Raw genomic sequence first — 11,864 nt, 5'->3', positions numbered from 1 at the left:
GCTGCCAGGCGCGCAGGGCGTCGCCCCGGGCCACCGCGTCCTCCAGGCGCTCGCGTGGCAGGCGGCCCGACTCCACGGCGGCGACCAGGGCGTCGGCGGTGGCGTGGATCAGGTCCGTCATCGGGCCGTGCTTCTGGGTCTCGCCGCCGGTGCAGATCAGGTCGCAGCCGGCGGCGATCGCCCGGACGCTGGCCTCGGGCAGCCCGAGCTCGCCGGTGGCGCCGCCCATCTCCATGGCGTCGGTGACCACGGCGCCGTCGAAGCCGAGCTCGCCGCGAAGGAGGTCATGGATGGCGGCGTGCGACATGGTGGCCGCGGCGTCGCCGGTCAGCACCGGGACCCGGATGTGCCCGCTCATCACCAGCGCGGACCCGGCCTCGATCGCCGCGACGAACGGCTTCAGCTCGCGGCCCCGCAGCGTCTCCAGGGGAATGTCCACGGTGGGCATGCCGAGATGCGAGTCGGTCACCGTGGCGCCGTGTCCGGGGAAGTGCTTGGCGCAGGCGGCGATCCCGGCGTTCTGCAATCCCCGCACCGCGGCGGCGGTGTGGCGGGCCACCAGGTCGGCGTCGCGGCCGAAGGAGCGGGTCCCGATGACCGGGTTGTCGTCCTCCACATTGATGTCCACGGCGGGCGCGAAGTCGACCGTCACCCCGGCCGCGGCCAGCTCGGCGCCGATCGACTGGTGGATCGCGGTGGTCAGCGCCGTGTCGTCCACCGCCCCGAGAGCGGCGTTTCCGGGGTACGGGCTGCCGGTGGCGCTGTGCAGCCGGGTGACGTCGCCGCCCTCCTCGTCGATGGCGATGACGATGTCGTCGTTGGCCTGACGCAGCGTGGCATTCAAATCCGTCAATTGTTCGGGGTCGGCGACGTTGAAGGCGAACAGACAGTAACCACCCAGTCCCTCGTCCAGCAGATCCAGTGCCCATTGTGGCGCGGTGGTTCCGGTGAAGCCGGGGATCAGCGTGCGCAGCGCCAGAGTGCGAAGTTCGAGGTTGTTCGGCATACGATGACATCCTAAGATTACTAATAACAAAACTATCGATTAGTCTATGCGTCTTGAGAAAGTTTGTGGTGGGTGGCTTGCCGACCCCGCAATACATGAGGAAAGATTCATCTAGCTCACAAGACGATGGAAGGCTCCGACCCGATGACCCCACGACCTTCACCCGGCGTACCCCAGCTGCTGCGAGTCCTCAATGACCGCGCCGCCCTGAACCTGTTGTTCACCGAGGGCCCCCAGACCAGGGCCCAACTCGCGTCCGCCACCTCCCTGTCGAAGGTCACCGCCTCCCAGATGGTCGAGCGCCTCGAATCCCGCGGCCTGATCGAGGCCGTGGGCACCCGGCCCGGAAACCGCGGCCCCAACGCGCAGGTGTACGCGGTGGTCGGCTCCTACGCCCACGTCGCCGGCGTCAACGTCGGACCCGACTCGGTGAAGGTCGCCTGCAGCGACCTGACCGGCGAGATCGTCGGGCGCGCCGAACTGGGCACCCGCGACGCCGAGGACCCGGTGACCGTGGTGCATCGCGCGGTGCTGGGCGCGGCCAAGGACGCCGGTCTGGAGCTGGACCGCGTCAACCGGCTCGTCATGGCCACCCCCGGCCTGATCGACCCCTCCTCCAACGACATCGGGTTCTCCTGGGAGCTGCCCACCTGGCAGTTCGGCCTCCACGAGCGGCTCGAAAAGGACCTGCGCTTCCCCGTCATCATCGAAAACGACGTCAACCTGGCCGCCGTCGCCGAGCACCGCGAGGGCGCCGCGCGCGGCGTCGACGACTTCGTCTACGTGTGGTTCTCCCGCGGCCTGGGGGTCGGCGTGGTGCTGGGCGGCAGGCTGCACCGCGGCTCCACCGGCGGCGCCGGCGAGGTCGGCTACCTCACCGTCCCGGGTGGACCGCTGCCCGACGGCGACGTCACCCGCGGCGCCAAGGGCTCCTTTCAGCAGCTCATCGGCGCCGAGGCGGTGGTCGAACTCGGACGGCGCCACGGCTTCCGCGACACCGAGGCCCACGAGGTGGTGCGCGCGGCCCTGGCCGGCGGGCCCGCGGGCGCGAAGCTGCTGGACGAGGTCGCCGAGCGGATGGCGCTGGGCGTGTCGTCGGTGTGCTCGGTGCTCGACCCGTCCCTTGTGGTTCTGGGCGGCGACGTCGGCTACGCCGGCGGCGAATCACTGGCCCGCCGCGTGGGCGTCGAGATCCCCAAGCTCACCCCGTTCAAGCCGTCCGTCGTGGTCGGCACGGCCTCCAACGACGCGGTGCTGCGCGGCGCGCTACGCGTGGGCCTCGACACGGTCCGAGAAGAACTGTTCACCCAGGAGTGAAGCAGTTTCATTGTCCGGCTTAGAAACTTGACACGCTGTGCTTCACTGACGACTATGCGTGTATTTACAACCACAATGGTCATCGCGCTCGCGCTCCTCGCGGGCGTCCAACCCGCATACGCCGAGGCCTCCGGGCGCGGCAACGATCACGGCGACGCCTCACGTCCCGAAAGCGACCAGCCCGAAACGGCCATGGCGGACTACGCCGGTGCCCGCTGGGAGGCCGCCGACAAGCACAACTACACCAACGCGCAGCGCCCCGGCAGCGACAAGATCACCATGGTGGTCATTCACGTCATGCAGGGCAGCTACGAGGGAACCCAGGCCTGGTTCCAGAACCCGAAGTCGCAGGTGACGGCGCACTACGCGATCCGCTCCTCCGACGGGCAGATCACCCAGATGGTCCACGAGTCCGACATCGCGTGGCACGCGGGCAACTGGGACGTCAACACCCACTCCATCGGCATCGAGCACGAGGGCTACATCGCCGATCCCAAGCGCTGGTTCACCAAGGCCATGTACGAGTCGTCGGCGCGCCTGGTACACGACATCTGTTCGCGCTACGACATTCCGATGGACCGCAAACACATCATCGGGCACTACGAGGTGCCCGGCGCCACCCACACCGACCCGGGCAGCGGGTGGGACTGGGACCGCTACATGGATCTGGTGCGCGACCCGGTTGCGGACCCGCGTTGATTCCGGCGGCGTCGTCGGTCCTTCAGTGGTAGACCTTGAGACCGACGACGCCCGCCACCACCAGCACCAGGCACAGGATCCGCGCGAGGCTGGCGCTTTCGCCCAGCCACACCATGCCGACCACGGCGGTGCCGACCGCGCCGATACCCACCCAGACCGCGTAGCCGGTGCCCACGGGTATGTCGCGCAGCGCGTAACCCAGACCGGCCATGCTCAACAGCAGCGCCACCCCGAACACGGCGGTCGGCGTCGCCTTCGAGAAGCCCTGCGAGCGGTCCAGCGCGATGGCCCAGGTGGTTTCGAGCAGGCCGGAGGCCACCAGAATGATCCATGACATGGCGACCACTCTAAGTAGACGCGCGCGGCGACTCCACCGTGGAGCCGCCGCGCGCCGCGGATCTCAGGACTCGGTGCGGGTCCAGGTCACCGGCAGCTCGTGGACGCCGTAGATGTTCATGTCGTCGCGCAGCCTCACCTCGTCGGCGCCGACGGCCAGCGCCAGATCCGGGAAGCGGCGCAGCAGACCGGCGAACCCGGCGCGCATCTCGATGCGGGCCAGCTGCTGCCCGAGGCACTGGTGGACGCCGTGCCCGAAGGACGTGTGTCCGCGGGCGGTGCGGCGGACGTCCAGGGCGTCGGGGTCGTCGAAGCGCCGCGGGTCGCGGTTGGCGGCCAGCAGCGACACCACGACGGTGGAGCCCTTGGTGATCGTCTCGCCGCCGAGCTCGAGGTCCTCGGTGGCGTAACGGTAGAAGATGTCGGCCACCGACAGGTACCGCATCAGCTCCTCGACCGCGCCGGGCATCAGGTCGGGGTTGGCGCGCAGCTCGGCGAGCTGGTCGGGGTGCTCCAGCAGCGCGAAGGTGCCCAGGGCCAGCATGTTGGCGGTGGTCTCGTGGCCCGCCAGCAGCAGCAGGAACGCCACGCCGACCAGCTCCTCGATGCTGAGGTCCTCGTCGCGCGCCAGGTCGGACAGGATGTCGTCGCCGGGTTCGGCGCGCTTGGCGATGACCAGCTCGGCGAGGTACCCGGTCATGGCGCCGTACGCGGCGCCCTTCTCCTCCAGCGTCTGGTCCGTGACGAGGAACTTGCCGGAGTTGACCTGGAAGGTCTCCCGGTCGGCGTAGGGCACGCCCAGCAGTTCGCAGATCACCAGCGACGGCACGGGAAGCGCGAACTCCTTCACCAGGTCGACCGGCGGGGTCAACCCCGCCAGCGACTCCAGTTGCCGCTCGGTGATGGCGATGATCTGCTCCTCCAGCGTCTTCATCCGCTTGACGGTGAAGGCGCCGGTGAGCTTGCGGCGCACCCGGGTCTGATCCGGCGGGTCCATGGCGACGAACACGCCGGGCATCGGTGGCGACGGCTCGGTCGGCGTCGGCATGCCCGGGGTCTCGTAGGGCACGTGGACGATGTCGAGGTCCAGCCGGGAGCTGAAGCGGGTGTCGGCCATCAGCTGGCGCACCTCCTCGTACCCGGTGACGAGCCAGCCGGAGTGCCCGTCGGGGAAGTGCAGCGGGCTGACCGGGCGCACCCGACGCAGCTGGGTGATGTCGCGCGGCGGGTTGAAGGGTCCGTCGTCGCGCTTCATGGGGAGACCCTGGGGGATCGGAAGCGTCTGGTTCATGGGATTCACTCCTGGTGGCGATGGCCTGATGTCGCAAACTGCCGCCAGTCTCCACGTTGACCTCGGGTCAATGTCAAACCGCGAAGTCGCGGGAACGTCGTGACGTGTGTCACTGTGGATCGACGGGGTATCCCAGGGCCCCGGCCAGGGCGGTCAGCCCCTTGCGCAGGGCGCGCCGCTCGGCGACGTTGAGGCCCGCGGTGAGTTCGTCGTCCACCGCGGCGGCGTGGCCGGCGCAGACGTCCAGGAGGCGGCGCCCGGTGTCGGTGAGGGTGAGGACCTGGCGGCGGCGGTCGGCGGCGTCGCGTTCGCGGCCGATGGCGCCGAGCTCCTCCAGTTGATCGGCCAGCGCCACCATCAGGCTGGGCGCCACGTGCATCCGCCGCGCCAGCTCCAGTTGCGAGGCGGGCGCCCCGGTGTGCAGGGCGATGAGGACGCCGACCTGCTTGGGCTTGAGGCCGAGGTCGGCGATCCGCCGGGCGAAGCGCTCGGTGGCCTCGCCGCCGAGGACTCCCAGCTGAAAGGACGCGGAGCTGTGCGGGGATTCGGTCACGGTGAACATGCTACAGTCTAAAAATGATTCAAAAGCAGAATGATTATCAAATCGAAGTAACGCCCGTTTCGCGGACGCGCCGCGTCGTCCTGCTGCTCAACGTGTTCTTCGCCCTGATCACCGTGGTGTTCGGGATCCTCGCCGTGGTCGATCCGCTGTTGGTCAGCGGACACGGCACCGTCAACGCCACCGTGGAGCTCTACGTCCAGGCGTACATGGTCCGGGCGGTGTCGATCGGCGTCGTGGTGGCCGTCGTGGCGGTGATGGCGCTGCGGCGCGACGCGCGCGGGCTGCTGCCCGTCCTGTTGGTGGCCGGTCTGTCGCAAGTGGGCGACGTGGTCATCGGTGTGTCCCAAGGCATCCCGGGCATGGCGGCCGGAGGGCTGCTGTGCGCGGTGGTGCACCTGGGCTCGGCGGCGTGGCTGCGGCGGTCCTAGACCGCGGGAGCCCGCGTCACCGTCACCTCCGGGACGTCGGAGTCCACCGGCTCGATCTCCACCAGCGCGTGCTGTCCCGTGCAGCCCTGGGACAGGGTGGAGCTGGGGGCGTCCGGGGTGAGCACGTTGACGTTGCCGTGGCGGCAAAAGCCCGCATCCGACGGGTCGGGGTCGTACCAGGCGCCGGTCGACAACTGCACCACGCCCGGCCGCACGTCGGTGCTGACCCGCACCCCGACCAGGGCCGCGCCCCGGTCGTTGAACACCCTGGCCACCCCGCCGTCGACCAGGCCGCGCTTCGCGGCGTCGTCGGGATGGATGCGCAGCGGCTCCCGCCCGGCGATCTTCGCGGCCTGGCTGTGGGCGCCGATGTCCAGCTGGCTGTGCAGCCGATGCTTGGGCTGGTTGGCGATCAGGTGCAGGCCGAAGCGCTCCGCCCGGGGCCCGGCCAGCCACTCCGCGGGCTCCATCCACACCGGATGACCGGGGCAGTCGTCGTAGCCGAAGGAGTCGATGGTGGACGAGAAGATCTCGATCCTCCCGCTGGGCGTCGGCAGCGCCGCCGCCTCGGGGTCGTCGCGGAACTCCGACAGCAGCACCTGATCCGGTTCGGGCACCGGGATCTCGACGTACTCCGAACCCCAGAAGTCGTCAAAGGACGGCATCGGGTGTCCCATGCCCGCCAAGCGATCCCGCCATTCGCCGTACAGGTGCCGCAGCCATTGCCGAGTGTCGCGGCCCTCGGTGAACGCCTTGGCGATCCCGAGCCGCTCGGCCAGCGCGCTGAAGGTGTCGTAGTCGTCGCGGGCCTCGCCGTGCGGCCGGGTGAGCGCGGGCATCGGCATGAAGACCGGATCGCTGAGCCCCGAACCGAAGTCGTCGCGCTCGATGGTCATGGTGGACGGGATCACGATGTCGGCGTGCCGCGCCGTCGACGTCCAGAAGGGATCGTGAACCACCACGGTGTCCGGCCGCTGGAAGGCGCGGTGCAGTCGGGACAGATCCTGGTGGTGGTGGAAGGGGTTGCCGCCACACCAATACACCAGCTTGATGTCCGGATAGGTGTAACGCCCGCCGTCGTAGGCGAACTGGCCGCCCGGGTTCAGCAGCATGTCGGAGATCCGGGCCACCGGTATGAACTCCTCGACGCCGTTGACGCCCTGCGACAGCGAGGGTGCCGACGTCAGCGTCCGGGGCTTGCCTGCCGAGCCCGCCGAACCGTAGCCGTGGCCGAAACCGCCGCCGGGCAGGCCGATCTGGCCCAGCATCGCCGCCAGCACCACGCCCAGCCACAGCGGCTGCTCGCCGTGCTCGGCGCGCTGCAGGGACCAGCTGACCGCCAGGAGCGTCCGGTGGGACGCCATGTCGCGGGCCAGGTCGCCGATCCACTCGGCGGGCACCTCCGCCAGCTCGGCGGCCCACTGTGGAGTCTTCGCCACGCCGTCGACCTCGCCGCGCACGTACGCGATGAAACGCTCGTACCCCACCGTGTAGCGCTCGAGGAAGTCCACATCGGCCAGTTTCTCGGCGTCCAGCACGTACGCCAGGGCCAGCATGATCGCCGCGTCGCTGCCGGGCCGCGGCGCGACCCACTGCGCCCCCGCCTCGTCCGGCGTGTCGTCGCGCAACGGCGAAACCGACACCACCCGGCAGCCGCGCTCTCTCGCCCGCGCCAACGGAACCCGCATCTCGTGCCGCGCGTGGCCGCCCGGGTTGGTCCGGGAGTTCTTGCTCGACAGGCCGCCGAAGGCCACGATCAGCTCGGTGTTGTCGGTGATCACGCCCCACACGGTGTGCCGCACCAGCAGGTTGTTGAGGTTGCCGAGGATGTGCGGCAAGAGAACCTGCGACACCGTGAACGAATAGCTGTTGACCGACCTGACGTAACCGCCCAGCGCGTTGAGGAAACGGTGCACCTGGCTTTGCGCGTGGTGGAAGCGGCCGGCGCTTCCCCAGCCGTACGACCCGCCGTACACCGCCTTGCCGCCGTGCGTGTCGTACACCCGGCGCAGCTCGCCCGCCAGCGCGTCCAGCGCCGTTTCCCACGACACCGGCACGAACGTGTCCTCGCCGCGCCCGGGCGCGCCCGGTCCATTCTCGAGCCAGCCGCGCCGGATGTGGGGCCGGTCGACGCGCGCGGCGTGGTGCTGCGCGGAGGCGACGTTGTCGATGATGGGGTTGGGTTCGGCGTCCCCCCGCCACGGCCGCACCGCGGTCAACGCGGTGCCGTCGGTCTCGGCCTCGAAGGCGCCCCAGTGGGTCAGGTGGGTGGTCACGGCGGCATCAACTCCCGTTACAGCGGACGAATGGCGAACAGCTCGAGATGCCCGCAGCGCTGGCAGCGGTGGGCGTCGACCTCCCACTTCGGGCGGCCCATGGCCTTGGCGCCGCCGAAGGCGCCGCGCTCCAGCTGGCCCTCGACCCAGACGTTGAAGTTGCCCGCCTGGCTGCCGCGGTCGACGATGAAACCCGGAAACAGGTCGGTGTTGCCGCACTGGGTGCATTTCGGTGAAGTCATCCACCGAAAACTAGCACCGCCTCCTCAACCGCTGTGCGCGGCGAATCCGTCCGAGCCCTCCGCGCCGACCACCCACACCCGCTTCGAGCCGGGGGCGGAGTCGATGTCGGCCAGGCTGCCGTCCTTCGCCGACGGCGCGTCCTCCTGGGTGACGGTCGTGCCGTCGTAGTGCAGCAGCACCGGCTTGTTCTGGAAGGTGCGCCCGGTCAGGTAGGCGCCGCCCGCGCCGTCGGAGCCGATGGAGCTGATGAAGGCGTCGATCTTGGGGGCGTCGACCTGCGTCCACTTGTCGCCGTCGCGGCACATCAGGTACGGGTGGGGCTTCATGTTCTTGTCCAGTGTGTACCCCGACGCGCACATGCCGGGCAGGCCGTCGCCGGCGCCGGTCATCAGGCCCGTGAGCTGAACATTGTCGGCATTGGACGGTGTCGTCTCGGTGTTCCACTTCTGGCCGTCCCAGCGCAGCATCCAGGGACTCTTCTGCCACGTGGAGCCCAGCGCCCACACCTCGGTGTCGGACACGTACTTCACGGCGAAGACGCAGGAGTTGTCGACGCCCTGGGGGATCGGGAGCGCCGAGGGCGTCCACGCCCCGCCGTCCCAGTGCTGCATGAAGGCGGTGGACGCCGTGTCGCTGTCGCCGCAGCCGCCCGCCCACGCCTGTCCATTGTCGGCGGTGTCGACGGCGTACAGCCCCGCCGTCTCGCCGGACGGCAGCTCCGGCTTGCCGGGATCCACGTTGCCCCAGGACTTCCCGTCCCAATGGGCCGTGACGCTGCCCTTGGCGCCGCGCCCCACCGCCCACACGTCGTCGCCCGCCGAGCCGGACACGCCGTCCAGGTCCCAGCCCTCGGGCGTCGGGGTCTGGTTCCACGCCTTGCCATCCCAGTGCGCGGCCATGGTGGTGTTGGGGTCGTCGGAGCTCAGCGAGCCCACGGCCCACACGTCGTCATCGCCGATCGCGGCGACGGACTGGTATTCGTAGCCCTTGCCGATGTCCGCGGCGGGCGTGATCGTCCATTGTGCGGCGCCGGACGCGTATGCCTGGGAGACCAGGACGGCCGACACGGCGACCGCCGCGGTGGCACCGCCGAGAAGCAGAAGGCGACGAGCAGGGGAGTTGGTCATGGCTTGAAGCTATTGGGCAGACATTCGCATTTCAATAGGTGCGCGCCTCTTTACTCACCGGGTGTGGACGACTCATGGAAGGTAAAAAACCTTCGCGCCACCGATGAGTCTCGGGCGGCGTCGCGGTCTACCTCAACAACAACCCTGTGAGGAAGGAACCACCATGGAAACCGCGACCCCCGCCGCGACGCAGGCCCGAGCCGGCTCGCGCGAATGGCTCGGCCTGGCCGTACTGGCGCTGCCCAGTCTCCTTTTGTCCCTTGACATGAGCGTGCTGTTCATGGCGGCACCCCGCCTGGCCACCGCGTTGCACGCCGACAGCACCCAGCAACTGTGGATCATGGACATCTACGGATTTATGATCGCCGGTTTCCTGGTCACCATGGGCACCTTGGGGGATCGCATCGGACGCCGCAGGCTGCTCATGATCGGCGCCGCCGCCTTCAGCGTGGCGTCCATTGTGGCGGCTTTCGCGCCGACGGCCGACGCGCTGATCGGCGCGCGGGCCCTGTTGGGCATCGCCGGCGCCACCCAGATGCCGTCCATCATGGCCCTGATCACCAACATGTTCCCCAACCCGCGGCAGCGGGCCGTGGCGTTGTCGGTGTGGATGAGCTGCTTCATGGGCGGCGCGGCCATCGGCCCGATCATCGGCGGGGTGCTGCTGGCCCACTTCTGGTGGGGCTCGGTGTTCCTGATGGGCGTGCCCGTCATGGTCGTGCTGATGATCGCGGGCCCGTTCCTGCTCCCCGAGTCCAAGGCGGCGCGGTCGGGACGCATCGATCCGTCCAGCGTGGCCCTGTCGCTCGGCGCGATCCTGCCGTTCATCTACGGCCTGAAGGAGATCGCCAAGAACGGCCCCGGCTTCGTCAACGTCGCCGCCATCGTGGCGGGGCTGCTGATCGGCGCGGCCTTCGTCCGTCGCCAGCGCCGCCTGGCCGACCCGCTGCTGGACCTGCGGCTGTTCTCCAACCGCGGCTTCTCCATCGCCCTGGCCACCATGCTGGTGCCCACCCTGTTCATGAGCGGCGCGATGTTCCTGGCCAGCCAGTACCTCCAGCTGGTGGTCGGGCTGACCACCACGGAGGCGGGCGTCTACCTGGTCCCGCCCGCGGTGTCGATGATCATCATGATGCAGATCGCGCCGTACCTGATGCGACGCTTCCACCCCGGACACCTGCTGGCCGCGGGACTCACCCTGGGTGCTACCGGCCTGTACCTGCTCAGCCGGTTGGACGCCGACTCCGGCCCGGTGGCGCTGGTGGCGTCGGTGGCGGTGACCATGATCGGCATCGCGCCGCTGGGCGTGGTGTGCACCGACCTGGTGGTGGGTTCGGCCCCGGCCGACCGCGCGGGTTCGGCGGCCTCCCTGTCGGAGACCAGCGCCGAGTTCGGGGTAGCCATGGGCGTGGCCGCGTTCGGCAGCATCGCCAGCGCCGTCTATCGGTCCAACATCGACACCCACATCCCCTCCGGCACGTCGGCGTCCGCGGCCGGCGCCGCGCACGACAGCATCGCCGGGGCGGTGGAGACGGGGTCCAAGCCGCTGCTGGACGCCGCGAAGGTCGCCTTCACCGACGGCTTCAACACGGTCGCGGGCATCGGTGCGGTCGGCATGCTGGCCTTCGCGGTCGTCGCGGTGATGGCCTTCCGCCGCAAGCGCCAGACCGTCGCCGAGACCCTCCCGGCCGCGACGGACGAGAGGGTCCTGGTCGGATCCGGCGCCTAGGACGCTTCGGGGCGGTCGCGCTTCCACATCCACAGGAACCCGACCGCCACCAGGCCCGCCAGACTCGGCAAGAGCGTCGCCGTGCCGATACCGGCGGGCACCAGCGTGTGTCCGTATTCCCTCGCGAACACGGTGGCCAGGGCGATGCCTTCGGCGATCACCAAGAGGACCGTGGACGCCACGCGGCTCCAGCGCTGTCGCTTGTGGACGGCGAAGATCATGCCCAGCCAGCAGATCACGCCGAGGCCCGCCACGCCGGCCAGCGTCAGCTGGACGGCGGCGACGGCGGTGTCGGTGTCGGTGCCCTTCACGTAGCCGTCCTCGGCCTGGTGCATCTGGTGGGACAGCGATCCCGAGGCCAGATAGGGGATGAGCGCGGCCGCGATGGTCAGGGCCAGCCCCACGTACATGGCGATGAGGGCGTTGCGGGCCGGCGCGGGCAGCGGGGGCGCGGTTCGGGTGTTCGTCATGGACCGAAAGCTACGGCCGACCGGCCACGACGTCCTTGAATAAATGGGACATGACGGCGGGTTCGACGGTGATCCGGGTCGCCAGGGCCCGGGCGAGCTCGCCCGGGGGGCAGCCGGCGAAGTCGCGCACCTCGCGGCCCAGGTGGGCGTGGTCGCTGTAGCCCGCGTTGGCGGCGATCTCGCCGAGCGATCCCGATCCCTTGTCCACCAACTCGACCACGTGCTCGAAGCGCAGCACCCGCGCGGCGGTCTTGGGGGACAGGCCGATCTGTTCGTGGAACTTGCGGTTCAGGTGGCGCCGGGTCCAGCCCAGCTCGTCGGCCAGGTCGCTGACGCGGGCCCGCCCGCCGCTGGCCCTCAGCCGCCGCCACGCCCACGCC

13 protein-coding genes are annotated in these 11,864 nt (G+C 69.8%); 4 read left to right on the top strand and 9 right to left on the bottom strand.

Annotation, left to right across the window (positions count from 1 at the left end):
• Positions 1-1,006, bottom strand: a 1,006-nt coding sequence (locus tag VE172_RS15825) for a glycoside hydrolase family 3 protein (protein ID WP_324802895.1), incomplete at its 3' end; no start/stop codon positions are given.
• Positions 1,007-1,150: 144 nt separating this feature from the next.
• Here VE172_RS15825 and VE172_RS15820 point away from each other — a divergent pair.
• Together VE172_RS15820 and VE172_RS15815 are read left to right on the top strand one after the other, a co-directional pair.
• Positions 1,151-2,323 carry an ROK family transcriptional regulator gene (locus VE172_RS15820; protein WP_324802894.1) on the top strand — a complete coding sequence of 391 codons (1,173 nt, stop codon included), beginning with the start codon at positions 1,151-1,153 and terminating at the stop codon, positions 2,321-2,323.
• Positions 2,324-2,377: 54 nt separating this feature from the next.
• Complete coding sequence (locus VE172_RS15815; RefSeq protein WP_324802893.1) at positions 2,378-3,022, top strand: N-acetylmuramoyl-L-alanine amidase; 645 nt, start codon at positions 2,378-2,380, stop codon at positions 3,020-3,022.
• Positions 3,023-3,044: 22 nt separating this feature from the next.
• Here VE172_RS15815 and VE172_RS15810 read toward each other — a convergent pair whose 3' ends face one another.
• The 3 genes from VE172_RS15810 to VE172_RS15800 all read right to left on the bottom strand — a co-directional run bounded on the left by VE172_RS15810 (position 3,045) and on the right by VE172_RS15800 (position 5,202).
• The gene (locus VE172_RS15810; RefSeq protein WP_324802892.1) at positions 3,045-3,359 is read right to left on the bottom strand and encodes a DMT family transporter; all 315 of its coding nucleotides are present in this window, start codon (positions 3,357-3,359) and stop codon (positions 3,045-3,047) included.
• Between the two features lie 63 nt (positions 3,360-3,422).
• Entirely contained in the window at positions 3,423-4,649 is a 1,227-nt protein-coding gene (locus VE172_RS15805; RefSeq protein ID WP_324802891.1) for a cytochrome P450, read from the bottom strand.
• Positions 4,650-4,758: 109 nt separating this feature from the next.
• Positions 4,759-5,202, bottom strand: coding sequence for a MarR family winged helix-turn-helix transcriptional regulator (locus tag VE172_RS15800; protein WP_324802890.1), 444 nt, complete (start codon positions 5,200-5,202; stop codon positions 4,759-4,761).
• 23 nt (positions 5,203-5,225) lie between these two features.
• Here VE172_RS15800 and VE172_RS15795 point away from each other — a divergent pair, with 23 nt between their 5' ends.
• Positions 5,226-5,639 (top strand): hypothetical protein, encoded by a 414-nt coding sequence (locus tag VE172_RS15795; protein ID WP_324802889.1) that lies wholly within the window; start codon positions 5,226-5,228, stop codon positions 5,637-5,639.
• Here VE172_RS15795 and VE172_RS15790 read toward each other — a convergent pair.
• From VE172_RS15790 to VE172_RS15780, 3 genes are read right to left on the bottom strand one after another with little or no spacing between them, the layout of a single operon-like run.
• A complete protein-coding gene (locus tag VE172_RS15790) occupies positions 5,636-7,915 on the bottom strand; it encodes a molybdopterin-dependent oxidoreductase (RefSeq protein WP_324802888.1) in 2,280 nt (759 codons plus the stop codon). The two genes, VE172_RS15795 and VE172_RS15790, sit on opposite strands and share 4 nt — an antisense overlap.
• Before the next feature lie 17 nt (positions 7,916-7,932).
• Positions 7,933-8,157 carry a hypothetical protein gene (locus VE172_RS15785; RefSeq protein ID WP_324802887.1) on the bottom strand — a complete coding sequence of 75 codons (225 nt, stop codon included), beginning with the start codon at positions 8,155-8,157 and terminating at the stop codon, positions 7,933-7,935.
• A 24-nt stretch (positions 8,158-8,181) separates the two neighbouring features.
• A complete protein-coding gene (locus VE172_RS15780) occupies positions 8,182-9,285 on the bottom strand; it encodes a hypothetical protein (protein WP_324802886.1) in 1,104 nt (367 codons plus the stop codon).
• Between the two features lie 163 nt (positions 9,286-9,448).
• On the opposite strand from VE172_RS15780, the gene VE172_RS15775 reads away from it, so the two are divergent.
• Positions 9,449-11,014 carry an MFS transporter gene (locus VE172_RS15775; protein WP_324802885.1) on the top strand — a complete coding sequence of 522 codons (1,566 nt, stop codon included), beginning with the start codon at positions 9,449-9,451 and terminating at the stop codon, positions 11,012-11,014.
• Here VE172_RS15775 and VE172_RS15770 read toward each other — a convergent pair.
• Both VE172_RS15770 and VE172_RS15765 read right to left on the bottom strand, forming a co-directional pair.
• Positions 11,011-11,484: a hypothetical protein gene (locus VE172_RS15770; RefSeq protein ID WP_324802884.1), complete on the bottom strand. Its 474-nt coding sequence runs from the start codon at positions 11,482-11,484 to the stop codon at positions 11,011-11,013. The two genes, VE172_RS15775 and VE172_RS15770, sit on opposite strands and share 4 nt — an antisense overlap.
• 10 nt (positions 11,485-11,494) lie before the next feature.
• The coding region (locus VE172_RS15765; RefSeq protein WP_324802883.1) for a helix-turn-helix domain-containing protein at positions 11,495-11,864 on the bottom strand (370 nt) is incomplete at its 5' end.

It is taken from the genome of Stackebrandtia sp., from assembly GCF_035643755.1.
Taxonomy (GTDB): domain Bacteria; phylum Actinomycetota; class Actinomycetes; order Mycobacteriales; family Micromonosporaceae; genus Stackebrandtia.
This window is presented reverse-complemented; position numbering and strand designations above follow the sequence as displayed.

What these genes read in the sequence shown, in the direction of transcription:
- VE172_RS15820 (WP_324802894.1), top strand. Translation starts at nt 1,151, where the DNA reads ATGACCCCACGACCTTCACCCGGCGTACCCCAGCTGCTGCGAGTCCTC.
- VE172_RS15815 (WP_324802893.1), top strand. Translation starts at nt 2,378, where the DNA reads ATGCGTGTATTTACAACCACAATGGTCATCGCGCTCGCGCTCCTCGCG.
- VE172_RS15810 (WP_324802892.1), bottom strand. Translation starts at nt 3,359, where the DNA reads ATGTCATGGATCATTCTGGTGGCCTCCGGCCTGCTCGAAACCACCTGG.
- VE172_RS15805 (WP_324802891.1), bottom strand. Translation starts at nt 4,649, where the DNA reads ATGAACCAGACGCTTCCGATCCCCCAGGGTCTCCCCATGAAGCGCGAC.
- VE172_RS15795 (WP_324802889.1), top strand. Translation starts at nt 5,226, where the DNA reads ATGATTCAAAAGCAGAATGATTATCAAATCGAAGTAACGCCCGTTTCG.
- VE172_RS15785 (WP_324802887.1), bottom strand. Translation starts at nt 8,157, where the DNA reads ATGACTTCACCGAAATGCACCCAGTGCGGCAACACCGACCTGTTTCCG.
- VE172_RS15780 (WP_324802886.1), bottom strand. Translation starts at nt 9,285, where the DNA reads ATGACCAACTCCCCTGCTCGTCGCCTTCTGCTTCTCGGCGGTGCCACC.
- VE172_RS15775 (WP_324802885.1), top strand. Translation starts at nt 9,449, where the DNA reads ATGGAAACCGCGACCCCCGCCGCGACGCAGGCCCGAGCCGGCTCGCGC.
- VE172_RS15770 (WP_324802884.1), bottom strand. Translation starts at nt 11,484, where the DNA reads ATGACGAACACCCGAACCGCGCCCCCGCTGCCCGCGCCGGCCCGCAAC.